Below are 26078 nucleotides of genomic sequence, written 5' to 3' on the forward strand. Positions count from 1 at the left end.
TCGGTTCACTCCTCTATGTCATAGCTGCGGGAAGGGGAGGTGTCGTCATCGTCGGCATAGCTTCGTTCTCCTGCCAGTCGATCAACCGGGGAACGGAGAGAATGGAGTCGTACTGCTCTTTCCAGCCGTAACGCGCGTCGGGATCGAGCTCGGCGTAACGCGCCGCCTTCAAGCGTCTGTCGGCTTCCCTCGCCCAGCCGAAATGCTTCAGCCGCAAATCCGACAGCATCGAGGCGGTGTCGAACATGTTCCGCGGGAAACGTCCGCAATGCTGCCGCGATTCCTGCCATAGGTAAGGGAAACCGGCGACGAACCGGGCGAGAAACGGACGGTAGGTCAAATGCGCCTGCCAGTACGCGTCTTCCCGGTATTGTCGTTCGTTCCAAAAATCGTACAACCGGAACAAATACGCATGCGCGCGGGGATTAGCCAGCAAGGAAGCGATGTCGCGGGAGAACCGGTCTTCGAAATATTCGTCCGCGTCCAAGTTCAAGATCCATTCCGGCCGAAGCCGGGCCGTCGCGTCCCACTGCTGTTTTCTTAAATCCACCTCGTTCGCGAATCGGGACTCTTCGTTGCGCACGTAATAGAGCGGGATGCCTTCGAGCCGCTCATGAACGATATCCGCGGTCGCATCCGTGCTGCCGTCGTCGATGATGACGGCAGCATCGATATATTCGCGGTGCCGGCTCAGCGCCTCGGTCAAGTAACGCCCTTCCTCGTTGCGCGCGACCATGGAGAGGACCAGCTTCGGACCCGCGTATTTCAAGAAAAAATAAGGCGGCGTCCGCCGTTCCTTGTCTTCCGGCGCCGTTAGGCGATAGTACTGCCGCGCCCGCAGCAGGTCCGTCTCCCGGTAGATATGGAAAGCCGGATAACGGGTGTCGACCGACAGTCCGAGGCCGAGCGCGGCGGCGCGCACGCAAAAATGCCGATCCTCGCCCCACAGGGACAAGTTCGGTATCGGTTGAAACGAAATGGGCTGTTCCAGCGCCGTTCGCGCGATCAGCGTGCAAGCTCCCAGACCGCCGACATCGTACACGCCGGGCATGCGGAGCTTCATGAGCAGCTCTGCCTGCTCGGCTCTGGCGGCGTCCGGGTCGCCGTCCGTCTGCCAGGGCCAATAATGGTCCTTTAACCAAACCTGGGGCAATTCCATGCTCTCGGGATACCACTGCGTCCAGAATATCGCGGATACGAGCGGTTTCTCCGTTTCCAGCAGCGATTCCATGGTTTCGGGATGGAGCAGCAAGTCGGAGTCGACGAGAAACAAGGCGTCGTACCGCTCTTCGCGGGCGATCTGGATAAAGCGGTCTTTCCAGCCGGCTACTTTGCCGATCAGCTCATCATCCCAATAATGGGTCACTTCGTCCCGCCGATAAGCGTCTGTTGTCGGACTGCGCTCGAGAAGCCTGGCCGTGGACGATCCCTGGTCATTGACGGCGTCCGCGAACCGGACAAGCAGCGTGCTCGCAGCGGCATCCTCGTTGTCATCGACGAACACGTAATCGCATTTCCAGGTCGTCTGGCGCAGCCTTCCCAGCGATTGAAGAAACAAGGCGAGAATCTCTTCCTTCTGGCGGACGGGGCTGCCGATGAGAATGCGCCGCTCGGTCATTTCACCACTCCCCTCGAATCATGGAATATTGAAAGTTATGAGCCATAAAGTAGTAATATTCTCGAAATCGGGAGGGAAAGGCATGCCTTGTCCGCTTTGCGCCGCCGCCGATTCCCGCCTGTTCGCGGTCTACGAGCGCCATAAGCTGGAGACTTGCGCAAGCTGCGGACTCGTCTACCAAGATCCGGGCAAGCTGCGCGGCGGCGCTTCCCTTATTGAAGAGATCTACGACGAGGCTTGGGTAGCCATGCGCGAGCAGTACGGGCATTTCACTTTCATGAATCACGCGGTCTTTAATGCGCTCCTGCTCGACATGGTTGCGCCGGCGAAAGGGAAGCTCCTGGAAATCGGGTCCGGGACGGGAGAGTTCTTGTATATGGCGCGCTGCGGCGGGTGGGATGTCGTCGGCATCGAACCGTCGGCGGCGGCGTGCGCGTACGCATCCGCCAAATACGGCCTGCCGCTGAACCGGTCGCCGTGGAACCGGGAGCTTGCCGCGAGCGGCGGCCCGTATCAGGCCATCGCGGCCTGGCACGTGCTCGAGCATCTCGATCAACCGGTCGCGTTCATGCGCGAGGCCGCATCGCTGCTGTCGCCGGACGGAGTCATCGCGTTCAGCGTGCCGAACCGGCGGTCGCTCATGAACATGCTTCACGGCATGCGATCCGCGCTGTATGCCGAGGTCGACCATCTGTGCCATTTCGATCTCGCGAACATCCGGCAATTGGCTTCTGCTGCCGGTATAGGCATCCGCATGTTGTTCACCCGCCAATACGTGCACGGCTTCGAGGACTTGCTGGCGGCGCACCCCGTCTTCGCCGGCTTGTCCTTGGAACAAAGAATGGGCCTGATCGCGCGCCTTCAAGGCGAAGGCGCCGGCCATGAAATCGTATGCGCGGCGTACAAGGCGCCGGAAGGGAGCGCGATAACGTGATCGGCATCAGCTTATGTTTGATCGTGAAGAACGAGGAGGAGGTGCTCGCCCGATGCTTGGAATCCGTAAAAGCCGCCGTCGACGAGATCGTCATCGTGGACACGGGCTCGACGGATTCGACCAAGGCCATCGCCGCGAGGTACACGAACTGCGTGCATGATTTTGAATGGATCGACGATTTCGCGGCCGCGCGCAATTTCGCCTTCGGCAAAGCAACCTCCTCGCATATCCTGTGGCTGGACGCGGACGACGTGTTTCTGGAAGAAGACCTGCAGAAGCTGCTGGCGCTCAAAAGCACGCTGCCGCCGGACACCGATGCGGTCTCCATGCACTATCATTTGGCCAGGGACGAATACGGTAACGTTACCAGCTCGCTGCGCCGCAACCGGCTGGTCAATCGGATGCGCGGATTTCGCTGGATCGGCGCCGTGCATGAATATTTGCAGGTAATCGGCACGCCCATCGCGGCGGATATCGCCGTCACGCATGCCAGCCTGCGGCACGACGGCGACCGGAATTTGCGCATTTACGAACGGCGGCTCGGGCATGGCGAAGCATTCGGTCCGCGGGACCTGTATTATTACGCCAACGAATTGAACGACCATGCCCGCTACGAGCAGGCGATCGCCTATTACAGCCGGTTCCTCCAGACCGGCGAGGGCTGGGTGGAGGACAACATCGCCGCCTGCGGGAAAATATCCGACTGCTACGCCGCGCTCGGCGTGAAGGAGCTGACGCTGGAATACGCGCTGCGGTCCTTCAAGTACGGCAGCCCGAGGCCGGATGCTTGCTGCCGCATCGGATACTGGCATCTGCAGGAGGGCAATTACGCGACGGCGGCCTACTGGTACGAAGCGGCCGCGAACGCGCCGAAGCTCGATCAAGCCTGGTCGCTGCAAAACATGTCCTGCTCGACGTGGCTGCCCCATCTGCAGCTCTGCGTCTGCTACGACAAGCTCGGCGATTACGCGACAGCGTACGCGCACAACGAACGCGCGCGGGCTTATCGTCCCGACGACGCCTCGGTGCTGCATAATAAATCGTATTTGGAAGCCGTGTTGAAGCTGCCCGGCGCATCGCCGGCGACCTCCGGCTCGATCCATGAGGAGGTCTCGTTATGAGTCGGGCGGAAAGCGGCGCGGCAGGGCCGGGCGATCCGCACGCGGCCCGCTTCTTCACGGCTTCCGACGAGCGGGCGGACACGTTCGTGTTTCCGCTTCCCGTTCCGTGGTGGAGCAGGCCTTACGAATACGCGTGGTGCGCCGGCTTCGCGCATCCGGACGACGTCGCGCTCGACGCGGCGTGCGGCATCTCGCATCCGTTCAAGTTTTATTTGGCCGACCGGTGCAGGGAGGCGCATGCGTGCGACTGGGACGCGCGCATCGAATCGGAGACGGAGATCCTGCTCGACGTGGTCCGCGATTTCGGCAAGGGGGCCGCGGAAAGCCTGATGCGCTCGTCGAGCATGAGCCGTTTGCGCCGGGCGCATGCCAGCATCGCGTCGCTGCCGTATCCGGCGAGCCGATTCGATACGATCTTCTGCATTTCGGTGCTGGAGCATTTGTCCGCCGAGGATTTGGCCGCATCGCTCGGGGAATTCAACCGGACCTTGAAACCGGGCGGGAAGCTCGTGCTGACCTTCGACTTTCCGACGGTGAATCTGACGCGCTTTCGCGGGTTGGCCTTGGGCAACGGCTTCGATTTTGCGGGGAACTTCGACGAGACGCTCCCTTCCGACGCCGTGTCGTCCGACCTGTGGGGGCGCTTGTACTGCTATCGGGCCGTCCTGCGCAAACGTTAGGCGCTCCGTTCGAAGGGGGAGACGAAGGAACCGATGGGATTCGATTACATGGCATACTGGGAGAACAATTACAAGGGCGGCGGTACGTCCGGCAGCGGCTCGATAGGCGAGTTGGCCGCGTTCAAAGCGGACGTGGTCAACAAGCTCGTCGCGCAGTACGGCATCCGGCGGGTCATGGAATTCGGCTGCGGGGACGGTCATCAGCTGTCGCTCATGCAGTATCCGCAGTATCTCGGATTGGACATCTCGCCTTCCGCGATCAGGCTGTGCGCGGAGAAATACGCGGTGGACGGCTCGAAGAGCTTCATGCTGTACCGGCCGGGGATGTTCGTCAACCGCGGCTTCGTGGAAGCGGATCTGACCGTCTGCCTGGACGTCCTCTACCATATTACGGACGAGGACGATTACCGGGCGACGCTCCGGGATCTGTTCAGTCCGCGCCCGCGCGTCGTCGTGCTGTACACGAGGCTCACCCGGGACAACGCGCCGCAAGTGATCGAGACGATTCAGGACCGGGACGTCTTTCACTACTTGGCGGCGATTCAGGATTATTACGTGGAGGAAGTCATCCCGCAGCGGCATAAGGAGCTGTCTTCCGCGGATTTCATCATCCTAAGGCGAACTTCGGACGGCTAGGGGGCCGTTAGCAACAGCGATAGAATAAGAAAGCAACGGCAACATAAAAAGCCCAAATAGCATCGCGCAGATATCCCCGCGCGATGCTATTTGACTTGCGTATATCCGGCGCCTGCCCACGATCGATGCCGTTTACACCACGCTAGGCGGCCCTGCCGCATGGCGGGCGGGAAATCATGATGAAGCGCGGAAAAATTTTGGCAGCGACAAAGAAAATAAGATTGACATCGCGGCAGGAACTGAATAAGATAAGTTCATAAAGTGAATGAATGAATTATTCACTCATATTCAACTGACGGAGGAGAACGACGCATGACCATCGATTCGGAACAGATTCGCGACGAACGCAGGGAACAGATCAAGAAGGCGGCGCTGAAGGTATTTGCCCAGCATGGCTTGATCGGCACGAAGATGAGCATGATCGCCAAGGAAGCCAAGATCAGCGACGGGCTGTCCTACCGCTACTTCAAGTCCAAGGACGAGATTCTGACCGAGCTCGTCAAATCGTCCATCGACGGCGCGAACGAAGCCTTCGCCCTCGTCGGAACGATGCCGGGCACGCCGACCGACCGAATCCGGATGATCGCCCAGGAGATTCTGCAGGAAGACAATCATGCCTTCATCCTGATGCAGCAGGTAATGGTCGCCCGGGACGTGCCGGACGAGGTGGCGAGGCTGATGGAGGATTACGACCCGCTTGCGATGCTGGGGGCGCTGGCGACCATTATCGAAGAAGGGCAGCGGACCGGGGAATTCATCGACGGCGACCCGCGGGAGCTGAGCATGTGGTACTTGACGACGCTGGTCGGCTTGATGAACCTGCATGCCGTCGAGATCGAGGGTTATCGGCGTCCGGGTCCGGACTTCATGATCCGGCTGCTCGTGAAGCCAATTTAATATCGAAGAGAGAGCTGGTGGAAACGCAATGACGAAAGCATCCACGAACAAAACCTTTATCATGATCGGGCTGCTGCTCGGTCTCGTCTTCTCGGAGCTGGACCAGACGGCCGTATCGACCGCGCTGCCGACGATTATCCGTGAACTGCACGGCTTGTCGCTGTTCGGCTGGGTAGCGGGCATTTATATGCTGTCCATCACGGTCTTCATGCCGATCTTCGGCAAGCTAGCCGACCTGTACGGCCGCAAGCGGATTTATCTGATGTGCGTCGTCATGTTCATGATCGGCTCGATCATCTGCGGCTTGGCGCAGTCGATGACGATGCTGCTGGCCGGCAGATGCGTGCAGGGGATCGGCGCCGGCGGCCTGATGCCGCTCGCGATGATCATCATCGGCGACTCCTTCCCGCTGGAGCAGCGCGCGAAGGTGCAGAGCCTCGTCGGTCCGATGCTGATCCTGCCGCAGCTGATCGGCCCAACGATCGGCGGATACTTCGTCAGTCATATCGACTGGCACTGGATCTTCCTGATGAACATTCCGGTCGGGCTCGTCGCGGCGTTCTTCGTGGCCAAGGGGCTGCGCGAATCGGTCAGCCCCGAGAAGAAGCAAATCGACTGGGCAGGCGCATCGACGCTCGTGCTCGCCATCTTGTCGCTGTTGTTCGCCCCGGTTCTGATCGACGTCAAGGGGTATGCGTGGTCGTCCCCGGTCGTCATCGGCCTGCTGGTTTTGTCCCTGCTGTTCATCGTATGGTTCGTCCGCATCGAAGCGAGGGCGCCGGAGCCGATCATTCCGCTGCAGCTGTTCCGCAACCGTTCCGTCGTCGTGCTGTCCTTGATCGTGTTCGTGACGATGCTCGGCGTCATGGGCGGTATGTCCGGGTTCCCGTTCTTCGCGCAGAATGTCATGGGCTTGACCCCGACGGCCTCCGGCTATCTGTCGCTCGCGTTCATGGCCGGCGCGATCCCGATGAGCGTCCTGTGCGGATTTCTCATTACCCGGGTCGCGTACAAATATTTGTTCGTCGTATCCTTCGTATTGCCGATCGTCGGCTACCTGATCCTCTCGCGCATCGACGTCGAAACGACCGTTCTCTACATTCTCGTCGCGTTCTTCGTCCTTGGCCTTGGCATCGGCGTCCTGTTCGGCAGCGATAACCTGATCGTGCAAGAAACCGTCGACAAGGAGCATACCGGCGTCGGCGTCGCCACGGTCCAGTTGTTCCAATCGCTCGGCGCGACGCTCGGCTTCAGCATCTTCGGCAGTCTGCTGTCCCGTCATATTCATGACGGCATCGCGGGCATGTCGGATCGCTTCCCGGCCGATTCGGCCGAATCGATCATGAACGGCGGCATTCCGCAGGGGCTGCCTGCCGATCTGGTGCTAAGCATCAAGACCGTGTTCGCGGACGCGTTCCAAGAGATGTTCCTGATCGGCGCGGCCTTCGCGGCCGTCGCTTTCGCGATCTGCTGGTTCATGAAGCGCGAGGTGCTGACGCCGCAGACCGAATCGGAGCAGCAGGCGACGGCCGTTCAGGCATAAGGCGCAGCCCTGTCCAAAGCCGACAACACGCGCGCGATTCTTGGCATGCTTCGAGCCGGAGCGCCGGAGGGAGCGCATAAGGGGCGGCGATTCATGATCGTAAGTGACAAAAACGTCACCCGGCGGCATCCTCCTTCGATGGATATGGCGATTCGTTCCAGTCTATAGTAGAGGTACGAAGAGGAGGGAGCGCCATGAACGCGGCCACGATTATCCGCACCGAAAACATTTCGAAAGCCTACGGCAAGACGACGGTTCTCAAAAATATCGATTTGACCGTAGCTTCCGGCGAATTTACCGCCGTCATGGGACCGTCCGGTTCCGGCAAATCCACGCTCATGAACGTCCTGTCGACGATCGACCGCTTCACCGGCGGCGACGTCTGGCTGGAAGGGCAGTCGCTGCTCGCGCTGGGCAAGAAGGACCTGCGCCGGTTCCGGCAGGATCGGATGGGCTTCATCTTTCAAGATTACAATCTGCTCGATACGTTGACGGTGAAGGAGAATATCCTGCTTCCGCTGTCGCTGCGCAAAGTGAATCCGCGGGAAATGGAAGGCCGCCTGATGCCGGTCGTACAAGCCTTGAACATCGCCGAGCTGCTCGGCAAGTACCCGAGCGAGCTGTCCGGCGGCCAGAAGCAGCGAACGGCCTGCGCCCGCGCGATCATCACGAAGCCGGCGATCGTGTTCGCGGACGAGCCGACCGGAGCGCTGGATTCGAGATCGGCCACGCAGCTGCTCGAGGAGCTGTCGGAGCTGAACCGCAAGTTCGGCACGACGATCTTGATGGTCACGCATGACGTGTATGCGGCAAGCTACTGCAAGCGGGTCATTTTCCTGCGCGACGGGGCGATCGTGAACGAGCTGTACGCCGGCGATCAGCCTCAGCGGGCCTTTTACGACCGCATCCTCGAAACTCAGAGCCTGCTGGGAGGAAAGCCGCGATGAGCCTGCTCGGATTAACGCTGAAGAACGTCCGCCGCAATTTCGGCTTGTATACGATCTACGCGGTCTCGATGGTCATCGGCATGATGATTTTCTTCTCCTTCGCGTCCGTCATGTACAACGGCGATATTCTGGACGCGCTGGAGAACCGGCAGAATTTCCAAACGGGCTTCGCCATCGCATCGTTCGTCATCGTGCTGTTCATCGTGCTGTTCATCCTGTACGCGAACTCGTTCTTCGTCCGCCAGCGGAAGAAGGAGCTCGGGCTCTATATGCTCTACGGCATGAACGAGCGGCATGTTCTGCTGATGCTCATGTACGAGACGCTGATGATCGGCGTCGTCTCGCTGGCGATCGGCGGGCTGCTCGGCGGGCTGCTCTCCAAAATCTTCGGGTCGCTGCTCATGAATCTGATGCAGTACGACCGGGTCATCTCGTTGTCGTACCCGGTGCAGGCGATCCTCGCGACGGTCGCGGTCTTCGCGATCGTAACCGCCGCGGCGTGCGTCCAGAGCTACCTGCTGCTTACGCGCGTCCAGCTCATCGACCTGTTCCGGGCGAGGGAGAGGACGGAGAAGCCGATAGCTTCGTCCGCGCCGCTGGCGATTCTGGCCGTCGCGCTGCTCGGATCGGCGATCGCGATCATCGGCGGCGGCAAACAGACGGTATTCTGGACCGATTACGCGGCGGCTTCGATGATCTATTGCGCGATCGGCATCATCGGCGGCACGTACTTGTTCTTCCGCCAGTTCGCGGGATGGGTGCTGCAGAAGCTCAGTCGCGGCAAAGGGTATTTCGAAGGGAACACGGTGCTGTGGACGTCGGCGATCCGGTTCCAAATTCGCGGCAATACGATGAATTTATCGTTTATCTCGCTGTTCAGCACCGTTCTCATCCTGCTCATGTGCTTCGTATCGATCAACTACGCCGTTCAATTCGAAGCCGTCGGCCGCAATCTGCCGAACGACGTCGCGTACGAATCGAAGAGCGACGCCGTCGATGCCGAAGTGAAGTCGGAGATCGAGGCCTCCGGGCATGCCATTACGGGCCGACATGCGCTCGAGCTGCTGTGCGCCGATGCGGTGTCGGATGCCGGCGCCGCCTTCGACAATCCCGCGTATTTCTTCCCCGGTCTGCTGCTCGTATCGGCTGCGGAGTACAACGCCATCGTCAAGGATCGGCACGACGAAGGGCAGCAGGTCCGACTGGAGGGGAATCAAGCCGTCTCGCTGTCGCAGGGCATGGACTTTCCCGAAGCGCTGCCGGGCGGCGGGATCGATTTTACCGTTCGCGCGAAGTCGGATAAGACGTTCAGGCTGATCGAGAAGAAGGATTACGCGCTGCTCGGCTGGGCTTCCGACCCCGTGCTGTCCATGGTGAAGAAGCCGGCGATGCTGATCATCTCCGATGCGGCGTTCGGGGAGCTGCGAGGAAACGCGGCCGCCGCGAATTACCTTATCTACGACATCGCCGACGCGGGAAACGCCGAGGCGCTGTCGAAGCGGCTGCACGCGATCGTGACGAAGGATCCGGAAGCGTATTACTCGTCGTTCGCGGACGTGTACTCGAAGCAGATCGAAGGCTCCTCGCTGCTCCTGTTCGCCAGCGCGTTCCTCGCGCTGATCGCGCTGTTCGCTCTCGCGAGCGTCATCTACTTCAAGCAGCTTCGCGAAGCGACGGAAGCGCGGCAGCAGTACGCGATTCTTCGCCAGCTGGGCGTCGACAAGCGGGAGATGATGAGCGTCATCCGCAAGCAGCTGCTGTTCGTCTTCGCGCTCCCGCTGCTGCCCGGCCTGGTGAACAGCTGGCTCATCATCAAGACGTACATTCTGGATTCCGTGCAGGATTTCCCGAATTTGAAAGGCATGGTCTGGGGCATCATCGCGGTCTATTTCCTGATCTATGCCGGGTTCTATCTCGCCTCCACGACGATTTATTACCGCATCGCCAACCGGGCGGCGTAACAAACGAACCGCCCCGATGACTGTATCCAGTCACCGGGGCGGTTCGTTCGGTATTGGCGTCAGGCGAATTCATTGCCGTCGCAGACTTGCTGCAGTATCGCGCGGTAAGGATCGTGATGCCGCGGAAAATGCACGGTCATCTCCGTGAACCGGCCCGGTTCCGAGACGCAGGTGATGTAATGCCCGAGCTTCTTGGACAGCTCCTGCGCCAGGTAGAGGCCCATGCCGGTCGATTTCATGTGGATGCGGCCGTTCGTGCCGGTGAAGCCGCGGTTGAAGATGCGCGGCAGGTCTCGGGGCTCGATGCCGATCCCGCTGTCGCGGATGACAAGCTGCTTCTCCTTGTCGTCCGCGCGCGCCGCGATGACGACCTCGCCGTTCGCGGGCGTATACTTCAGGCTGTTCGTGAGCAGCTGGCTGACGATATAGTGCAGCCACTTGGTATCGCTTTGCACGACGGTGGGGCCGACGTCCAGGGCCAGGCGGATTTTCTTCGCGATGAACGCTTTGGAGCAGCTTTTGACGGCGTCCTTGACGAGCGGCTCCAGGTCGCAGTTGACGAGCTCGTAGTCTTGGTTGAAGCTGTCGAGCTTGGCGTAGTACAGCGCTTGATCGACGTACTGTTCGATCCGGGTAACTTGCTCCTCGAGGCTTCTCGGCTCCACCTCGGTCTGCTGCATCAGCCGGATGACGGAGATCGGCGTCTTCACCTCGTGGAACCAGGATACGATGAAATCATAATATTCCTTCTGCTTCACGTGGACTTCGTTCAGCGCCAGCATATGCGCGCGCTCCATGTCCTGCAGCGCCTGCTGGTAGGCCTCGGATTCGAGCGACAGCGGCTCGACGTCTTCATGCCGCATCATGTGAATCGCCCGCACGCTGCGCGCGTAGCGGTAACCGAAGAAGGCGCCCATGAGCAGCAGCTGCAGCGCGACGGCGTACGCCAGGCTTTCGGCATGAAGCCGGCTCCCGGGCTCCGCGTACCAGATCAGCATGACCAGGCAGAAGGTAGCGGCGCAGAGCAGGATGTACGCAGCTTCGTATTTGAGGAATCGCCACGGCCTCATTCCACGATATACCCCATTCCTTTGCGGGTCGCGATGAACGCGTCCAAGCCGAGCTCGGCGATCTTGCGCCGAAGGCGGTTGACGTTCACGGTGAGCGTATTGTCGTCGATGAACTGCTCGTCATGCCACAGCGCCTGCATCAGATCGTCGCGGGACACGATGGCGCCGACCTTCCGCAGGAATACCTGCAGAATGATGAATTCGTTGCGCGAGAGCTCGGACGTGCGGCCCTGGTATTCGGCCGAGGAGTTCGAGAGATTGAGCTGCAGGCCGCGGTGGCGAAGCTGCAGGCTTTCTTCCTGGTACGTATAATTGCGGCGCAGCAGCGCGTTGACTTTGGCGACGAGAATTTCCAGATCGAACGGTTTCCGGACAAAGTCGTCGCCGCCCATGTTGATGGCCATGACGATGTCCATGTTCTGGGTGCGGGAAGAGAGGAAGATGATCGGCACGTTGGACACCGCGCGGATTTGCCGGCACCAGTAGAACCCGTCGAATACCGGCAAGTTGATATCGAGCAGGATCAGATGGGGACGATCGGCCTCGAACGCGCGCAGCACGTCGCCGAAATCATCCAGTTCGACGACGTCGTACTGCCATTTGCGCAGCGTGCCGGCGACGATGCCGCGGATATCCGCGTCGTCCTCCACGAGCATGATTCGGAACAAAAGGGAACGCCTCCTTCGGCGGGCTGCCGGGGTTGTCTATGCCAGTATACCAGATGAAGGAAGACGAGTCGCGAGGCGGGACGGAACGGCCGGTCCTTCCGTCGGGAAGAGCGTCAGCGGCTCCGGGCTGTCCGCAGGCTGCGCCCTTTCGCGAAGCCGATCAGTCCCGCGCCCAGTCCGAGCAGCAGAACGCCGGCCGCCAGCCAAGGGTGATAACGCAAGGTCGAGGAGCCGGCCAGCATCGCGCCTCCCGCTCCGGCGCCGGCCGCCAGCCCGAGATGAATGACGGACGTGTTCAAGCTCAGGATTAGATTGGCCGATTGCGGCGCCTGCTGAAGGAAGAAGCTCTGCATGGCCGGTCCGACGGCAAACATGGCGAACACGACGACGCCCAGCAGCAAGGTTCCCGCGAATCCGGAGCCCGAGAACAACGGGAGCAGCGCCAGCGCCGCGATATGGAGCATGACGCCGGAGGCGATGACGCGAGTTGCGCCCCAGCGGTCGACGCCGTAGCCTCCGACCCGCGAGCCGACGGCGCCGACGACGCCGAGCGCGAGCATCATGACGCCGACGCCGGATATGCTGAATCGGAGCACCTGCTGCAGGAACGGGGTCATGTACGTGAACAGGACGGAGTTGCCGGATTCCCGGAGAAACGTCAGCACGAGCGCGCCGATGATGACCGCGCTTCCGATGGCCTTGAACTGGGCGCGAAACGGAACCGGCGCATCGCCCTCGATCTTGGGCAGCAGGCGGTAGAGCAGGAACGCGAACGCGGCGCTCACGATGCCGAGCAGCAGGAAGATCGCCTGCCAGCCCAGGCTTTCCGCGATCGCGATGCCGATCGGGACGCCGAGAATCATCGCGCTGCTGAAGCCGAGCACGATCGTGCCGATGGCGCTGCCGAGCTTCTCCGGCGGCACGATCCGGGCGGCGGCGCCGAACGCGACGACCAGATAGACGCCGGAGCTGACGCCGAGCAGGATCCGGGACAGCATGAGCGTCTCGATCGTCGTGCTCGCGCTCGCGGCGAAGCTGCCGAGGATGAAGGAGAAGAGCGCGCCGAGCAGCACCTTGCGCCGTTCCGCGCGGGCGGCGAGCGATACGACGAGAGGCGTGCCGACGGCGAACGCGGCGGAATAGGCCGTAATCAGCAAGCCTGCCGTCGCAAAGGATACCTGCAGATCGGAGGCGATAAAATTCAATATTCCGGAGACGACCAGTTCGGAGGTCGCCGTGAAGAATGCCCCGAACGCGAGGGCGTACACCGTAAATCGAGCTTTGTTTGACATGCTAATCCATCCCTTCATTATCGCTGGCAAGATTTCTCTTGGCTGTAGTATAATGAAGGAACTAACATTTTGTAAGAAGGCAAATGATTTTGATCTAATCCAACTATTTTGACTTACTAACAATAAGTAAGTCATTGGAGGCGTCGCCATGGAAAACCGTCTGAACGAACCGGAGCGCTCCAGGTTCACGAATATATGCGCCGTGCTTGAGATCCTTGGCGCCAAATGGGCGTTTCTCGTGATCGCGGAGCTTACCTCGGGACCGAAGCGCTTCAATCAGCTGAACCGGGATTTGAAGGTCGTCAAGACGCAGTCGCTCACGGACGTGCTGCGCCAGCTCGAACGCAGCGGCATCGTGCGCAGGGAGGTATTTCCGACCGTGCCCGTGACGGTGGAATACGCGTTGACGGAGAAAGGCGAGGATTTTCAGGACGCGTTGAAGGAAATGGAGAAATGGGCGGTCAAATGGGGCGACGGGACGAACAACGACCCGCGCGCGCAGGGCGAGTAAGCGCTAATTATCCCAGCCCATGCGCGACTTCAAGGAAGCGATCTGCGCGATATGGTGCCGGCCGTGCCAAGCGAAGCGCTCTGCGGCCTGATCAAGCGTCATTCGCCCATGCGTCGGGCTCGTGAACGAGCGCGCGAACTGCTCCGGCGTCATGCTCCGCAGCAGCGAGACGAACCTGCCGTGCAGCGCCGATAAGAGCGTCACGGACGTGCCGGCCGGCGTATCCCGGTAATCGGCCAGGGTCGCGAAGGCGTCCTCGCGGAAGGTTGCGGCGAGCGGCGATGCTTCGGTCAACGCCCGTTTGAACCGGATATAGGCGTTCATATCGCTGTCGGCCAAATGATGAACGACCTGCAGCGCGGTCCAGCCTTCGGGCCGGCAAGGCACGCGGAGCTGCTCCGAGGTCAGATCCGCGACCAAGGCCCTCAGGGTCCCGGCAATGCCGGCGATATCCGCGATCCATGCGCGGCGGTCTTCCGCTCCGGGATCGACGGTCGGTTGAAACCGGCCAATGGGAAAACGCAACCGTTCAAGCTCCGTATGCATGATTCGCACCTCCAGGGAATATCGACGCGTTCGTCGCGCTTACCTGGGATTCGCCGGTGCATGCGCCGATTCCTCCCGCCCGGCAGGCGGCCGAAAACTTTTGACAAGCGTCGGACGGGGGAGGTATCATTCAACACATGGCAGTACCGAGTGAAGGAATGGAATCCCAGGATCGACGGGGCGCATGCGGACCGATATCGAGCAGCCGCGAGGCGGGAACGACGGTTCTTGGCAGCGCTCTCCGATGGGGCCGGCCGGCGAAAGGAGCTGTACGAGATGTCAACCGAAGCACAACCGTCCTGCTGCTGCGCGGCGTCAAGATCGGCCGAACGCGACTCGGCGGCGGTTCATGAAGCAGGCGCGGAACTTGAAACGGCGATCCCGGTCCAACCAGACGCGGCGGGATCCGAGCCGATGGAAGACCGGGAACGGCGGCAGGGGATGGTTTTATTGCCGGGCGGGACGTTCCTGATGGGCACGAACGACGAGGAGGGGTTTCCCAAGGACGGCGAAGGTCCGATCCGGGAAGTAGCCTTGGCCCCGTTCTATATCGACGCCTGCGCGGTGACGAACAGGGAATTCGGCGCGTTCGTCCAAGCGACCGGCTACTTGACGGAAGCGGAGCGGTTCGGCTGGTCGTTCGTGTTTCATCTGTTCGTGCCGGAAGCGGCGAAGGCGTCCGGCAGCACGAAGTCGGTTCCGGGCACGCCTTGGTGGCTGGCCGTAGACGGCGCCGACTGGCAGCGGCCGGAGGGACCGGGCTCCCATGTCGAAGACCGGTTGGATCACCCCGTCGTGCACGTATCGTGGCACGATGCGGCCGCTTTCGCGGATTGGGCCGGCAAACGGCTGCCGACGGAAGCGGAATGGGAATATGCGGCCCGCGGCGGCCTTATTCAGAAACGGTACCCGTGGGGCGACCTCCTCAAGCCGGACGGCGAGCATCGCTGCAACATCTGGCAGGGCAAGTTTCCGGACAAGAACAACGCTTCCGACGGCTATGCCGGCACCGCGCCCGCGCAATCGTTTGCTCCGAACGGATACGGCTTGTACAACATGGTCGGCAATGTATGGGAATGGTGCGGCGACTTGTTCACCGACCGTCCCGCCCGAAACGGCGCTTCGAATCCGCGAGGACCGGCCAAAGGAACGAGCAGGGTCATGCGCGGCGGTTCGTACCTCTGCCACAAATCGTATTGCAATCGTTACCGGGTCGCCGCGCGCAGCGCGAACACGCCGGACAGCTCGACGGGGAATATGGGTTTTCGCTGCGCGGCGGATGCATGACCGCCGCGCAGCGCGGCCATGCGGGGCCAGGATTTGACGCTGTAGGTTGAATCCCGGCATTATATGTGCTAAAATCAGCACAATAAGAGAGAGCGGAAAGGCGTTAGCGATAAACGATGGCTCAATTAAAACGGTTCGGCTTAGGCCTTCAAGCGTTGATCGTGCTTGCCGCGAACGACGACCTGCGCTCCAGCGCGGAAATCGCGGAGCAAATTCAATGCGAGCCGACGGCGCTTCGCAAAATATTGGCGCAGCTCGGCGACGCCGGCATCGTCGAGGTGCGCCAGGGGCGCGCGGGCGGCTACGAGCTGACGCGTTCGCCGGACGAGATTACGTTATTCGAGGTGTACACCTCCCTGCATGAAGAGCAGCCCGTATGGGACCGCATGCTGGATACGACCGGCAGCCACGGCTTCGGTCAACAGGCCAACGAATCGTTCCGGAAAATCATGGCCGATATCAATACGCAGGTGTCGAAGGTGCTTGGCGACTATACCGTGGCGGATCTGATCAAACGCTAAATTTTTTTTGCGTAAAATGTGCAAATTATTGCTCACATTTTTTCGTCGGCCTATTGCCTTGTCGTCGACCTTTTCATAGAAATCGGCGCGATATGGCATTCTGAAAAGAAAGCGAGGAGAACCATATGAGCAACCGAAGCCCGATTCGAATCGGCGCCGTCGCGATGACGCTGGTCTTGGGAATCGCGGGCGCCCTGCTATTCGAGCTGATCCGCATTCCGATTCCCTGGATGCTCGGTCCGATGTTCGCGATGCTGGTCGTGAACAACCTGGTTCCGAACCGGATGGCATGGCCGCAGCCGCTGCGCAACACGGCGCTTATCATCGTGGGGTATACGATCGGACTCTCCCTGACCGCGGCGGCCTTGAAGCAAATCGCGCTGCAGCTGCCCGTCATGCTGCTGATGGCGGTGCTGCTGCTCGCCTATTGCGGGGGCATCGCCTACATCGTGTCGAAATTTTCCGGCATGGGCTTCAAGACGGCGCTGATGGGCAGCATCCCTGGCGGTCTGTCGCAGGTGATCATTCTGGCGGAGGAGACGGAAGGCATCAATATCACGGCGGTGACGTTCACGCAGGTCACGCGTCTCATGATGATCGTGATCTGCGTGCCGCTGCTCGTGTTCAGCCCGATCCTGGGACAAACGAAAGACGCGGCGGCGTCCGCGGCAGCGGCGGCGTCTGCAGCCGTCGCGAGCTGGGGAAGCTTGTTCCCGAACCTGATCTTCTTCGCGATCGTCAGCGTAGCCTGCGCATTCCTCGGCAATCGCGTCAAGCTGCCGACCGCGTACATGCTGGGACCGGTCATCGGGACGGCGGCGCTGCAGCTGGCCGGGGTGCACGGTCCGGCGCTGCCCGGCACCGTTACCGGCATCGCGCAGCTGATGATCGGGATCTACGTCGGCTTGATGCTGCGTCCGGCGCAATTGCCGAACAAGGTCCGCAATTTGACGCTGGCGCTCGGCAGCAGCGTGCTGCTCATCGTCGGCGCGCTCGGCATGGCGCTGCTGCTGGCCGCGATCCAACCGGTATCGGATGCGACCGGCCTGCTGAGCCTTGCGCCGGGCGGAATGGATCAGATGGGGATCATCGCGCATGAGATTCATGCGGATCTGTCCATCGTGGCCGGGTACCAGCTCTTCCGCATGTTATTCATTTATTTCATCGTGCCGCCGGTGATCCGGATGCTGTTCCGGATACAACCCCGCGGCGAGAAGCGGCGGGGCGCCGCCTAATCTATTATTCGGAGGTTATCGATCATGGAAGCATTGCAACTGGAATTCGCCAAGACCGCGCTCGTTATTATCGATTTGCAGAAGGGCATCGTCGGGATGTCGCCGAAAGGACCGGAGATCGTCGGGCATGCCGCGAAGCTGGTGGAACTGTTCCGCGCGCGCAACGGGTTCGTCTCGTTCGTGAAGGTCGACTTTCTGGACGGCAAGGACGCGCTCAAGCCGGCGACGGATCAGGAGGCTCGGGCAGGCGGCTATCCCGAAGGCTGGGCGGAATTCGCGCCGGAGCTCGGCGTCGGGACGCGCGACCACGTCGTGACCAAACGGAACTGGGGCGCGTTCTTCGGCACGGATCTCGACCTGCAGCTCCGCCGGCGCGGCATCGATACGATCGTGCTGCTGGGGATATCGACGAATATCGGCGTGGAAACGACGGCGAGGGAAGCGTTTCAGCTGGGCTACGATCAAATCTTCATCACGGACGCCATGGCGGCCATGAGCCAGGAAGAGCATGACGCGACATGCAAATTCATTTTCCCCCGGATCGGAAAGCTGCGCACGACGGCGGCGTTCTTGGACGGCATCGAGCAGAATCAATCGTTGTAGGAGGCAGGCAGCCTATCCTTCGGGATCGGCTGCCTTTTCTTTTTGGACCGGCCGTCGGCGGCTTTCTTGCCCGGCTTATCGGGCGCGATGAAATCGCCGCGGCGTTGGCGTCTGTCCCATTCCGCTTCGCGGTGGCGCCACAATTGCTCGGCAACGTATGTCGGGATCATCATGGTTAACATCCTCCTTGACGGGTGCTGTGCGGGCTGTCATGCTTGCTCCTTTATTATGCTGTCGCTAAAAGGGGATAAAAAGTGTAGAATCAAAGCAATTACTTTCCCCTTTTCACCGGAGGGCGGTCGAAACGGAGGTTTGCCCATGTTGGCTTACGAACGGTACCTGGCGTTATACGCGAGCTTTGCCGGCGAGGCGGGGGCGGGCCATCCGGTCGAGGTCTCGCTGGAACAGCTCGCCGGGGCGTTGTTCTGCTCCTCGCGCAACGTGAAGCTCGTTCTCCGCAAGCTGATCGACGACGGATTCATCGAATGGCATGCCGGGCGCGGCCGGGGCAACCGTTCGCAAATCACGTTCTTGTTCGACAAGGCGGCGAAGCTGCTTGAGATCGCGAAGGAGCTGGCCCGGAAAGGCGAGTACAAACGGGCGTTCGAGCTGATCGAGCATTTCGGCGCGGGGACGGAGGCGCGCGAAAGGTTCGTGGCTTGGCTGAACGGGCATTTCGGCTACCGCCGGCTGCAGACGAACGACGCCGAAGCCTCCGACATCCTTTGCTTGCCGGTGTATAAGCCGATCTTGACGCTAGATCCGAAGGAGCTATACTATTCCTTCAGCGCGCATATGGTGAAACAGCTGTTCGATACGCTCGTGGAATACGACCGCGAGACCGGCAAGCTCGTGCCGTCGCTGGCGCATGCGTGGACGCATGACGAGAACGGCATGGAGTGGACGTTTCATCTTCGCAAAGGGATCCGGTTTCATCACGGCCGGGAGATGAGCGCTGCCGATGTCGTATATACGCTGGACCGCCTGCGGGGAAGCCGCGCCTCCGAATGGTTCGTCCGTTCGGTTGTAGGGGCGGAAGCAGTTGGCCAGCGCACCGTCCGGATCACGCTCGCGAAGCCGAACTGGCTGTTTCCGCGGTTCTTGGGCTCGCCCGCGCTGTCGATCGTGCCGCATGATCTGGCGGAGCGGGACGAACGGTTCTGGAGCCATCCCGTGGGAACGGGACCGTTCCGGTTCGAGGCATGGACGGAGGACCGGTTCATGATGCGCGCGAACGCCGAATATTTCAAGGGCCGCGCCCATCTGGACGGGATCGTGATCGTCATCATGCCGGGAGGCACCATCGCCTACTCCAAGAGCTGGGAACAACTGCTCATGAAGGAGGAGCCGGGGGAGATGCAGCCCAAGGACGACTGGGAACAAAAGGAATTCATCTGCAACGGCTGCGCGATGCTGACGTGGAATATGCGCAAGGACGGGCCGCAGCGAAGCGCCGCGTTCCGCAAGGCTGTGGATCTGCTCGTGGATCGCGGCCGGATGGTGGAGGAGCTGGGCGAAGACCGAATTTATGCGGCGTCCGGATTTCATCCGGAGGAACGGTTGGACCGCCTGCCGGACCGCTCCGATCATGAGCTGGCAGCCAGTTTGCTGCTGGCATCGGGATACGACGGGAGCGAGATTGCGATCGGTACCTACGGCTTGCACGAAATGGATGCGCGTTGGCTTCAGCGAACGTTGGCCGATTACGGCGTAGCGGTCGCCGTGCGCTTGGAGTCGTTCGAATCGATCCGGGAACCGGGCGTGCTGGAAGAGGTCGATTGCCTGCTGTACTGCGTCGTGTTCGACGAGGATGACGTCTCCCTGATCGAGCTTTACGAGCAGACCGGCAATTTTCTGAGGGAACACATGGACGAATCGCTGCTGGCGTGGACGAGCGAACAGGTCGAAGCGGCGCTGGGCTGCAAGCGGGCGGAGGATCGGTCAAGGTATCTATCCGCCATCGAGAACAGGCTGAGGGACGAGACGCATGTCCTGTTCCTGCTGCACAAGAAGCAAAACACGTTCTACAATCCGAATATCAAAGGCGTCGGCTTGAATTCGCTCGGATGGATCGATTTCAAGGATATTTGGCTCGGCGAAGACGAACCGCTTGCGGGAAACGCCGGCTGACGCCGCGACTGTTAAGGGACGCTTGAGCGGCGTCCCTTAGTTTTTGCCGCGGGCGGCGATCAGGTCGGCGCCGAGCTTGTTTGAAGCCTTCCTCAACGAGACAGGAAATACTTATTTTTATTATTTAAGCATTTACTTAATTAAGAATTTCGTTTATTATAAGCTCATGGACACATTCACAGCGATAGCAGACCCCACGCGAAGATCGATTATGGAGCTGCTGGCCCGCAACGGCCGACTGTCCGCCACGGAAATTTCCGAACGGTTTACCGTCAGCCCGCAGGCGATCTCGCAGCATCTCAAGATTTTGCGCGAGACGCATGTCGTGGAGGTGGAGAAGCGTGCGCAGCAGCGGATTTACCGGATGAATCCGGACGCGCTGCAGGAAGTGGAAGAATGGGCAAAGCATTACCGGACCATGTGGAGCAAGCGGTTCGAGGCATTGGACAACGTGTTGAAGCGAGAGCAGGGACGGCTCCAAACCAATTCAATCGAAGGGAAGGAAGAAAACGATGACTAACGGGTACGAGACGACGATCAAGGCGGAACCGGGCAAGCAAACCATCGTGATCACGAGGGAGTTCGACGCGCCGCGGGAGCTTGTCTTCCGGGCATTCACGGATCCCGAGCTGTACGCGGAATGGCTTGGACCGCGCGAGATGACCATGACGCTGGAGACGTTCGAACCGCGCGACGGCGGCGCCTACCGTTACGTGCATAGCGATCCGGCCGGCAACGAGTATGGCTTCCGCGGCGTCTTCCACGAAGTGACGGCGCCGGAGCGCATTATCCAAACGTTCGAGTTCGAAGGTCTTCCGGAGAGAGGGCATGTCACGCTGGAAACCGCGCTGTTCGAGGAGCTGCCCGGCGGCCGCACCCGCATCGCGATGGAATCCGTGTTCCGCTCGGTCGCGGACCGGGACGGCATGCTGCAATCCGACATGGAGCGCGGCGTCAACGATTCGTACGCGCGTCTGGCGGATTTGTTGGCGCGGTTGAAGTAAAAGGGCGCCGGTTACGAACGATATTTCCGAACACCCGGCTGCCGGCGCGGCCGGGTGTTTCAAGTCCGCGTTAGAATAATGATAGGCGATAAAATCATCGATCCGCTTCTCGAATTTTTCCCGCCGCTTGGATATCTTCTTTTCGCCGCTTGGATAGAAATTCCTTATCGGGCTTCGAAAGCTGCAACCTGCGCCGGTACGCTGCGTCTATGGGGAAAAGGAGAGATCGCGATGCGAAGATGGCCGATAGCCGTTCTGACCGCCGTGCTAGTTCTATCGGGCTGCGGCGAGCGCGAGTACGTGAAGGACAAGGTCGAGACGACCGCTGTCGACAATACCAAGATGCCGGCGGATATGCCGCCCGATTTCGATTTCGAAGTCCGTTACGGATACGGGGAGGTCAACAAGAACGAGATCAATACGTACGACGATACGATTACGAAGGATCTGATCGCCAAAGGCACGGTCAAGGCCGACCTGAAGCTGACGGATGACGAGATGAGAGGCATCTATGCGAAGATGAGCGAGATTGATATCATGGGCAAGAAGCAGTTGGCCCCGGCAGCTGCATCACCGACCGTTTGCAGCCGGACGCCGTACAGCGAGGACAGCTGGACCGTGACCATAGACGGCAAAACCGCGTCCATGAGCTGGTCATCCGAACGCTGCGACATTACGGACGACGCTCAGCAACTGCTGGAGCTTCGGCAGTACATTCACACTCTCGTCGAAAGCAAGCACGCATACCAAGCGTTACCGGAAGCGGAGGGCGGTTATGATTAACGGAATCACGCGGGAAGCATTGGCATGGGCGTCGAAAGCGGTACACGCCGAGGCGCAGATCGTCTCCGCGAAGCAGTTGAAAGGCGGCGTTTCGTCGCTCGTGCATGAGCTGCGGGTACGTGCGGGCGAGTCGGAGCGGTCCGTCGTGCTGCGCTTGTTCCATGACGGGGAATGGCTGCGGAACGAGCCGGATCTGGCTCGCCACGAAGCCGAGAGCCTGCGAATGGCCGCCAGATCTGCGGGAGTGCCGGTACCCGAGGTCATCGCCTTCGACGAAAGCGGAGCGGACTGCGGCATGCCGGCCGTGTTAATGTCGCGCCTGGAGGGGGAGACGGTGCTCGAACCGCCGGATTTCGATCGGTGGATCGATGGCATGGCCAAGGCGCTTGCGGCGCTGCACGCCGTCGAAGCAGGCGATTTTCCATGGAAGCACTTCCGTTACGGCAATGCTTCGAGGCTGGATACTTCCGCGTGGTCGCGGGTTCCGGTCGAATGGCAGACCGCGGCCGGGATCGTGTTAGCTCCGCCGCCTCCAGTCGAGCCGCGCTTCATCCACCGCGACTACCACCCCACGAACATCCTTTGGTCGGGAGGGGAAGTGAGCGGCATCGTCGATTGGGTGAACGGCTGCATCGGCCCGGCGGGAATCGATGTCGGCCACTGCCGCGTGAATCTGGCGGAGCTCTACGGCGTGCGGGCGGCCGGGCTGTTTCTGGACGCGTATTGCCGGCATGCGGGCGAGACGTTTACCTACGATCCGTACTGGGATCTCGTTTCCCTGATCGACATGGCTTACTGGGAACCCGAGGTGTACGGCGGATGGACGGACCTGGGCTTTACCGGGCTGGACAAAACGACGGTCATCGCGCGGTTGGACGCGTATTTGCTGCATGTGCTGGACCAATATCGCAAACGCCGATCATGATCGGCCATCCTCAGAGCGATGAAGCCCGCATGGCATCGGTCATCGGTCATCGGTCGAACGGACGGGCAAAGCTTCCCCGAAAGCAAGCGTGACGTACTTGGAGAGCCCGGAGGCGCTGCTGCAGATCGGTTTCCAACCGGCTCGGAACGGACTGCGCGGCTTTGTTGAAGGCAATACGCGCGGAGAAGCCGGGTGAAGACGGCTTCTTTTACTCGGCCTATTTACAAACCGATGGTCTGTATATATAATAAAAGCAACAACTGGAAAACGGAGGAAATCGTCATGAAGCAGGAAGAACGAAGACAGCTGACCACTCGGCACCTGTTGGAGGCGACGAAGGCGCTGATCGGGGAGAAGGGCTGCCACGTCATCACGATGAAGGACATCATGGAACGGTCCGAGCTGTCCAAAGGCGCGATTTTCCATTACGTGAAGAGCAAGTACGAGCTGTTCGCCTGGGTGCTGGAGGAAAGCCTGTCCGATACGAACGACCGGTTCGAGGACGAGGTCGAGCGCCACGGCGGTTCGTTCGAGGAGCCGATGCAGCTGCTGGCGAAGCGTTTCGCCGGATTGGAGGACGCCGGAAGCCCGACCAACAAGGTGCTCATGTATTTGCTGGGCAAGGAGGATGAGCCGGCCGTCGCCGAGGTGCTAAGGCAATTTTACGAGCGGTCCGTCCGGTTCTCCAAGCAATGGATCGTCACGGGACAGCGGCATGGCGTGATTCCGGATTCGGTCGATGCTGACAGGACGGCGGAATTGTTCGTGGTGCTGGCGCTCGGCCTGCGGGCGAGAGCGTCGATTCCGAACGCGGCGCGGGCGTTCACGGCGGAGCATTTCGCCTTGTTCGTGAGCGGCAGCCTGCGCGGCTAGCGCGCAGGCTGCGCCGCGAGGACGTCGGCGCAGCGTCTCGGACTGGATAACCTTGGTTCGCTAAACACGGGGAGGAATTGAAATGGCGCCTTTTATCGTCTTGACCGGTTCATGCATTTTGTTTCGCATCCTGGGTTTCGCCGGCGTACCGTATCTCGCGGATTGGCAGCATTCGCTGCAGGCGGCCGTCGCGGCCATGCTGCTCTTGACGGCTTCGGCGCACTGGGGCAAGCGCCGCCCGGATCTGATCAGGATAGTCCCGCGCTCGCTGCCGAACGCGGCGGGCATCGTCACGGTGACGGGCTTGCTGGAGATCGCGGCCGCCGCGGCTATCCTGATTCCGGCGTATTCGCACGCAGCGGCCGTTTGCTTGGCCGTCTTCTTCGTGCTGATCTTCCCGGCCAACGTGCGGGGGGCGCGGGAGAAGCTGACGATCGGCGGCAGACCGGTGCCCGGACTTATCGCGCGGACCGTCCTGCAGTTCGCGTTCATCGCGGCGGCGCTGCTGGCTTCCCCGATGATCTTCTAACGTCGCGCCGAGACGATGCTCTATGCCTAACAGGCGGATTAAACAGGTAACCGAACACGACAATCGAGCGGCTATCCGGGACTTTCCCGGGCAGCCGCTTTTTGTCGCGCAACCGCTAGGACTCGCGATGTACGCCAAGTAGCTGCGCGCGAAATCCGTCCAGCAGCACGTCCAAGCCGAACCTGAATTCCTCGTCGCCGTTCATCGAGACGGTAAAGGCCGCCAGCCGGACGAAATGAGGATACCGCTCCTGCGGCAGCGCGAGGATCTGCTTCGCATAGCCGTTCTCCGCCTCGTCCTGCCGTTGCCGCGCGGCCTGCGCCCGCTCGCGCAGCCGGGTTTCTTCCTCGACGAAGCCGTAAATATAATTTTTGAGCATGGCAGCCAGCCAAGGTACCCGTTCATCCGCGAAACCGGCTTCGGCCAGCGTGCGGTACAAATATTCGATATGGTCCAACCGATTCGGACTGGCTGCATGCGCCGCGTTCATGATCGGCACGGCATCGCGGAACCGAAGCAAGCTGGCGCGAAAGCTCTCCGCCCACGACCTCAACTGCGCCGGCCAAGCCGCGGTGGGATCGGGAATAGGGATGCCGAAGCTGATTTCCTCCGCCAACAGATGCAGCAGCTGCTCCTTGTCCTTCACGTGGTAGTATAGCGCTGCGGCTTTCACGCCGAGGACGTCGGCGATTTTGCGCATGCTGATGGCATCCAGGCCCTCATGCTGCAGCAGCTGCAGCACCGCGCCAACAATGCGCGCGCGGTCAAGCGGGGTATGAAGAGGTTCGGTGCCGATAATGCCGTTTCCCTCGGTTGACGAGGGGTGAATGCGTCTTCTTGCCATGCGGGCTCGACCTCCAAGTATGCTGTTGACAAGTATAGCACAAACAATTAATCTAACGATATTAAATTACTATTTATCACTGTTAAATTATAATGGGGAGACGATGAACGATGAAGGCAAGCACCATTGAAGCGATAACCCGCATGGCCGGAGAGACGCTTGCGCGCGCCTGGCGGGCGGTATTCGAAGATCGACATGACGAGTTGACGGAAATGTTCGCCGCACACGGCGACCGCGCCTACGGCGTATGGATCCAGCGGTTCATGCTGCCCGTTGCCGCCAGGCTTGCGGAAGACGGATACGACATCAAGCCCGGCTTCAACCGAAAGGATTCCGTGGAGAATTGGGGTCCGCCGGAAGAGCGCGAGCGCTGCGCCTGGTACGTCGTGCGGACGGCGGACGGGGACGCGCTGGGAACGATGGTGCTCCAGGTGTATCACTCGCACCGTTCGTTTCGCCTGCCGTGCGCTCCGCGGCTGCTTGCGCTGGAAGCGACGGAGCGGGAGGCTATCGTCGCCGCGCTCTCCGACCCGTCCTTTCGGATCCGCTGGGATCTCCCGCAGGAGCGGCTGCCGCTGAAGGAACCGCAAGGCGAGACCGCGCGGCAGTCGTTCGAGTACGCGACGGACACCTCTTTCGGCGACGGCTTGAAGCCTGGCGACGACGGCCAGCTGCACGGCTGGAACCTCGACGACGCGCTCGGCCGCTGGGGCCGGTACGGCTGGGAGCTCGTCTCCGTCGTGCCGGCATCGGGCAGGCTCGTTGCTTTCTTCCGGCGGCCCTGTTCCGATTGAGGAACGAGGTCCGCGTCATATCGCCGGCCGCAGGGTTCATACAATGACTGTATGGAGCAATTCGGAGGAGGGCGGTCTTCTATCATGGCTGCAATATTCGGCTGCAAGGATTCGGTGCATGTAAGG

28 protein-coding genes are annotated in these 26078 nt (G+C 60.8%); 21 read left to right on the plus strand and 7 right to left on the minus strand.

Going from position 1 to position 26078, the window contains the following annotated elements; all coding sequences use genetic code 11:
- Positions 1-13: 13 nt before the first annotated feature.
- The gene (locus GT019_RS18145) at positions 14-1618 is read right to left on the minus strand and encodes a glycosyltransferase (protein WP_161744605.1); all 1605 of its coding nucleotides are present in this window, start codon (positions 1616-1618) and stop codon (positions 14-16) included.
- Positions 1619-1700: 82 nt separating this feature from the next.
- Here GT019_RS18145 and GT019_RS18150 point away from each other — a divergent pair, with 82 nt between their 5' ends.
- The 8 genes from GT019_RS18150 (at position 1701) to GT019_RS18185 (ending at position 10337) form a co-directional block, all read left to right on the plus strand.
- Positions 1701-2552 carry a class I SAM-dependent methyltransferase gene (locus GT019_RS18150; RefSeq protein WP_161744606.1) on the plus strand — a complete coding sequence of 284 codons (852 nt, stop codon included), beginning with the start codon at positions 1701-1703 and terminating at the stop codon, positions 2550-2552.
- Positions 2549-3673, plus strand: coding sequence for a glycosyltransferase (locus tag GT019_RS18155; protein WP_161744607.1), 1125 nt, complete (start codon positions 2549-2551; stop codon positions 3671-3673). The genes GT019_RS18150 and GT019_RS18155 overlap by 4 nt, the downstream gene beginning before the upstream one ends.
- On the plus strand, positions 3670-4353 hold the full coding sequence (locus tag GT019_RS18160; protein WP_161744608.1) for a class I SAM-dependent methyltransferase: 684 nt from the start codon (positions 3670-3672) through the stop codon (positions 4351-4353). The genes GT019_RS18155 and GT019_RS18160 overlap by 4 nt, the downstream gene beginning before the upstream one ends.
- 33 nt (positions 4354-4386) lie before the next feature.
- Entirely contained in the window at positions 4387-4989 is a 603-nt protein-coding gene (locus GT019_RS18165) for a class I SAM-dependent methyltransferase (protein ID WP_161744609.1), read from the plus strand.
- A gap of 312 nt (positions 4990-5301) precedes the next feature.
- Positions 5302-5886 carry a TetR/AcrR family transcriptional regulator gene (locus GT019_RS18170; RefSeq protein WP_161744610.1) on the plus strand — a complete coding sequence of 195 codons (585 nt, stop codon included), beginning with the start codon at positions 5302-5304 and terminating at the stop codon, positions 5884-5886.
- A 28-nt stretch (positions 5887-5914) separates the two neighbouring features.
- Complete coding sequence (locus GT019_RS18175; protein ID WP_161744611.1) at positions 5915-7429, plus strand: MDR family MFS transporter; 1515 nt, start codon at positions 5915-5917, stop codon at positions 7427-7429.
- Positions 7430-7623: 194 nt separating this feature from the next.
- Entirely contained in the window at positions 7624-8376 is a 753-nt protein-coding gene (locus tag GT019_RS18180; RefSeq protein ID WP_161744612.1) for an ABC transporter ATP-binding protein, read from the plus strand.
- The gene (locus tag GT019_RS18185; protein WP_161744613.1) at positions 8373-10337 is read left to right on the plus strand and encodes an FtsX-like permease family protein; all 1965 of its coding nucleotides are present in this window, start codon (positions 8373-8375) and stop codon (positions 10335-10337) included. Before GT019_RS18180 ends, GT019_RS18185 begins: the two co-directional genes overlap by 4 nt.
- Before the next feature lie 59 nt (positions 10338-10396).
- Here the strand turns inward: GT019_RS18185 and GT019_RS18190 are convergent, their stop codons facing one another.
- The 3 genes from GT019_RS18190 to GT019_RS18200 all read right to left on the minus strand — a co-directional run bounded on the left by GT019_RS18190 (position 10397) and on the right by GT019_RS18200 (position 13367).
- Positions 10397-11407 carry a sensor histidine kinase gene (locus GT019_RS18190; protein ID WP_161744614.1) on the minus strand — a complete coding sequence of 337 codons (1011 nt, stop codon included), beginning with the start codon at positions 11405-11407 and terminating at the stop codon, positions 10397-10399.
- Entirely contained in the window at positions 11404-12075 is a 672-nt protein-coding gene (locus tag GT019_RS18195; protein WP_161744615.1) for a response regulator transcription factor, read from the minus strand. The genes GT019_RS18190 and GT019_RS18195 overlap by 4 nt, the downstream gene beginning before the upstream one ends.
- 113 nt (positions 12076-12188) lie before the next feature.
- A complete protein-coding gene (locus tag GT019_RS18200) occupies positions 12189-13367 on the minus strand; it encodes an MFS transporter (protein ID WP_161744616.1) in 1179 nt (392 codons plus the stop codon).
- 148 nt (positions 13368-13515) lie between these two features.
- On the opposite strand from GT019_RS18200, the gene GT019_RS18205 reads away from it, so the two are divergent.
- Positions 13516-13878: a winged helix-turn-helix transcriptional regulator gene (locus GT019_RS18205; RefSeq protein ID WP_161744617.1), complete on the plus strand. Its 363-nt coding sequence runs from the start codon at positions 13516-13518 to the stop codon at positions 13876-13878.
- A gap of 3 nt (positions 13879-13881) precedes the next feature.
- On the opposite strand, the gene GT019_RS18210 is transcribed toward GT019_RS18205, so the two are convergent.
- Positions 13882-14424 carry a YfiT family bacillithiol transferase gene (locus tag GT019_RS18210; RefSeq protein ID WP_161744618.1) on the minus strand — a complete coding sequence of 181 codons (543 nt, stop codon included), beginning with the start codon at positions 14422-14424 and terminating at the stop codon, positions 13882-13884.
- 276 nt (positions 14425-14700) lie between these two features.
- Here GT019_RS18210 and GT019_RS18215 point away from each other — a divergent pair, with 276 nt between their 5' ends.
- From GT019_RS18215 to GT019_RS18230, 4 genes are all read left to right on the plus strand, one after another.
- Complete coding sequence (locus GT019_RS18215; RefSeq protein ID WP_161744619.1) at positions 14701-15711, plus strand: formylglycine-generating enzyme family protein; 1011 nt, start codon at positions 14701-14703, stop codon at positions 15709-15711.
- 116 nt (positions 15712-15827) lie between these two features.
- Positions 15828-16232: an RrF2 family transcriptional regulator gene (locus tag GT019_RS18220; RefSeq protein ID WP_161744620.1), complete on the plus strand. Its 405-nt coding sequence runs from the start codon at positions 15828-15830 to the stop codon at positions 16230-16232.
- Positions 16233-16357: 125 nt separating this feature from the next.
- A complete protein-coding gene (locus GT019_RS18225; RefSeq protein ID WP_161744621.1) occupies positions 16358-17467 on the plus strand; it encodes an AbrB family transcriptional regulator in 1110 nt (369 codons plus the stop codon).
- A 24-nt stretch (positions 17468-17491) separates the two neighbouring features.
- Positions 17492-18070: an isochorismatase family protein gene (locus tag GT019_RS18230; protein WP_161744622.1), complete on the plus strand. Its 579-nt coding sequence runs from the start codon at positions 17492-17494 to the stop codon at positions 18068-18070.
- Here the strand turns inward: GT019_RS18230 and GT019_RS18235 are convergent.
- A complete protein-coding gene (locus GT019_RS18235) occupies positions 18058-18243 on the minus strand; it encodes a hypothetical protein (protein WP_161744623.1) in 186 nt (61 codons plus the stop codon). The two genes, GT019_RS18230 and GT019_RS18235, sit on opposite strands and share 13 nt — an antisense overlap.
- Positions 18244-18388: 145 nt before the next feature.
- Between GT019_RS18235 and GT019_RS18240 the strand changes: the two genes are divergently transcribed.
- From GT019_RS18240 to GT019_RS18270, 7 genes are all read left to right on the plus strand, one after another.
- Positions 18389-20200 (plus strand): ABC transporter substrate-binding protein, encoded by a 1812-nt coding sequence (locus GT019_RS18240; RefSeq protein ID WP_161744624.1) that lies wholly within the window; start codon positions 18389-18391, stop codon positions 20198-20200.
- Positions 20201-20366: 166 nt separating this feature from the next.
- The gene (locus GT019_RS18245; RefSeq protein ID WP_161744625.1) at positions 20367-20720 is read left to right on the plus strand and encodes a metalloregulator ArsR/SmtB family transcription factor; all 354 of its coding nucleotides are present in this window, start codon (positions 20367-20369) and stop codon (positions 20718-20720) included.
- On the plus strand, positions 20713-21204 hold the full coding sequence (locus GT019_RS18250; protein WP_161744626.1) for an SRPBCC family protein: 492 nt from the start codon (positions 20713-20715) through the stop codon (positions 21202-21204). The genes GT019_RS18245 and GT019_RS18250 overlap by 8 nt, the downstream gene beginning before the upstream one ends.
- Positions 21205-21435: 231 nt before the next feature.
- Positions 21436-21987 carry a hypothetical protein gene (locus tag GT019_RS18255; RefSeq protein WP_161744627.1) on the plus strand — a complete coding sequence of 184 codons (552 nt, stop codon included), beginning with the start codon at positions 21436-21438 and terminating at the stop codon, positions 21985-21987.
- The gene (locus GT019_RS18260; RefSeq protein ID WP_161744628.1) at positions 21980-22912 is read left to right on the plus strand and encodes a phosphotransferase family protein; all 933 of its coding nucleotides are present in this window, start codon (positions 21980-21982) and stop codon (positions 22910-22912) included. The genes GT019_RS18255 and GT019_RS18260 overlap by 8 nt, the downstream gene beginning before the upstream one ends.
- A gap of 282 nt (positions 22913-23194) precedes the next feature.
- On the plus strand, positions 23195-23785 hold the full coding sequence (locus tag GT019_RS18265; protein WP_161744629.1) for a TetR/AcrR family transcriptional regulator: 591 nt from the start codon (positions 23195-23197) through the stop codon (positions 23783-23785).
- 82 nt (positions 23786-23867) lie between these two features.
- Positions 23868-24314, plus strand: coding sequence for a DoxX family protein (locus GT019_RS18270; RefSeq protein ID WP_161744630.1), 447 nt, complete (start codon positions 23868-23870; stop codon positions 24312-24314).
- 115 nt (positions 24315-24429) lie between these two features.
- Here the strand turns inward: GT019_RS18270 and GT019_RS18275 are convergent, their stop codons facing one another.
- Positions 24430-25158: a TetR/AcrR family transcriptional regulator C-terminal domain-containing protein gene (locus tag GT019_RS18275; protein ID WP_161744631.1), complete on the minus strand. Its 729-nt coding sequence runs from the start codon at positions 25156-25158 to the stop codon at positions 24430-24432.
- 110 nt (positions 25159-25268) lie between these two features.
- Between GT019_RS18275 and GT019_RS18280 the strand changes: the two genes are divergently transcribed.
- The gene (locus GT019_RS18280; RefSeq protein ID WP_161744632.1) at positions 25269-25952 is read left to right on the plus strand and encodes a DUF6022 family protein; all 684 of its coding nucleotides are present in this window, start codon (positions 25269-25271) and stop codon (positions 25950-25952) included.
- Positions 25953-26078 lie beyond the last annotated feature (126 nt).

Source organism: Paenibacillus glycinis, assembly GCF_009909185.1.
Lineage (GTDB): Bacteria > Bacillota > Bacilli > Paenibacillales > Paenibacillaceae > Paenibacillus_Z > Paenibacillus_Z glycinis.

Bases quoted from the DNA above. Each gene is read 5' to 3' on its own strand.
- GT019_RS18205 (WP_161744617.1), top strand. From the start codon at position 13,516: ATGGAAAACCGTCTGAACGAACCGGAGCGCTCCAGGTTCACGAATATA.
- GT019_RS18200 (WP_161744616.1), bottom strand. From the start codon at position 13,367: ATGTCAAACAAAGCTCGATTTACGGTGTACGCCCTCGCGTTCGGGGCA.
- GT019_RS18165 (WP_161744609.1), top strand. From the start codon at position 4,387: ATGGGATTCGATTACATGGCATACTGGGAGAACAATTACAAGGGCGGC.
- GT019_RS18240 (WP_161744624.1), top strand. From the start codon at position 18,389: ATGTTGGCTTACGAACGGTACCTGGCGTTATACGCGAGCTTTGCCGGC.
- GT019_RS18255 (WP_161744627.1), top strand. From the start codon at position 21,436: ATGCGAAGATGGCCGATAGCCGTTCTGACCGCCGTGCTAGTTCTATCG.
- GT019_RS18210 (WP_161744618.1), bottom strand. From the start codon at position 14,424: ATGCATACGGAGCTTGAACGGTTGCGTTTTCCCATTGGCCGGTTTCAA.
- GT019_RS18150 (WP_161744606.1), top strand. From the start codon at position 1,701: ATGCCTTGTCCGCTTTGCGCCGCCGCCGATTCCCGCCTGTTCGCGGTC.
- GT019_RS18265 (WP_161744629.1), top strand. From the start codon at position 23,195: ATGAAGCAGGAAGAACGAAGACAGCTGACCACTCGGCACCTGTTGGAG.
- GT019_RS18145 (WP_161744605.1), bottom strand. From the start codon at position 1,618: ATGACCGAGCGGCGCATTCTCATCGGCAGCCCCGTCCGCCAGAAGGAA.
- GT019_RS18225 (WP_161744621.1), top strand. From the start codon at position 16,358: ATGAGCAACCGAAGCCCGATTCGAATCGGCGCCGTCGCGATGACGCTG.
- GT019_RS18220 (WP_161744620.1), top strand. From the start codon at position 15,828: ATGGCTCAATTAAAACGGTTCGGCTTAGGCCTTCAAGCGTTGATCGTG.
- GT019_RS18180 (WP_161744612.1), top strand. From the start codon at position 7,624: ATGAACGCGGCCACGATTATCCGCACCGAAAACATTTCGAAAGCCTAC.
- GT019_RS18275 (WP_161744631.1), bottom strand. From the start codon at position 25,158: ATGGCAAGAAGACGCATTCACCCCTCGTCAACCGAGGGAAACGGCATT.
- GT019_RS18185 (WP_161744613.1), top strand. From the start codon at position 8,373: ATGAGCCTGCTCGGATTAACGCTGAAGAACGTCCGCCGCAATTTCGGC.
- GT019_RS18170 (WP_161744610.1), top strand. From the start codon at position 5,302: ATGACCATCGATTCGGAACAGATTCGCGACGAACGCAGGGAACAGATC.
- GT019_RS18260 (WP_161744628.1), top strand. From the start codon at position 21,980: ATGATTAACGGAATCACGCGGGAAGCATTGGCATGGGCGTCGAAAGCG.
- GT019_RS18245 (WP_161744625.1), top strand. From the start codon at position 20,367: ATGGACACATTCACAGCGATAGCAGACCCCACGCGAAGATCGATTATG.
- GT019_RS18175 (WP_161744611.1), top strand. From the start codon at position 5,915: ATGACGAAAGCATCCACGAACAAAACCTTTATCATGATCGGGCTGCTG.
- GT019_RS18160 (WP_161744608.1), top strand. From the start codon at position 3,670: ATGAGTCGGGCGGAAAGCGGCGCGGCAGGGCCGGGCGATCCGCACGCG.
- GT019_RS18270 (WP_161744630.1), top strand. From the start codon at position 23,868: ATGGCGCCTTTTATCGTCTTGACCGGTTCATGCATTTTGTTTCGCATC.
- GT019_RS18235 (WP_161744623.1), bottom strand. From the start codon at position 18,243: ATGATGATCCCGACATACGTTGCCGAGCAATTGTGGCGCCACCGCGAA.
- GT019_RS18230 (WP_161744622.1), top strand. From the start codon at position 17,492: ATGGAAGCATTGCAACTGGAATTCGCCAAGACCGCGCTCGTTATTATC.
- GT019_RS18280 (WP_161744632.1), top strand. From the start codon at position 25,269: ATGAAGGCAAGCACCATTGAAGCGATAACCCGCATGGCCGGAGAGACG.
- GT019_RS18190 (WP_161744614.1), bottom strand. From the start codon at position 11,407: ATGAGGCCGTGGCGATTCCTCAAATACGAAGCTGCGTACATCCTGCTC.
- GT019_RS18250 (WP_161744626.1), top strand. From the start codon at position 20,713: ATGACTAACGGGTACGAGACGACGATCAAGGCGGAACCGGGCAAGCAA.
- GT019_RS18215 (WP_161744619.1), top strand. From the start codon at position 14,701: ATGTCAACCGAAGCACAACCGTCCTGCTGCTGCGCGGCGTCAAGATCG.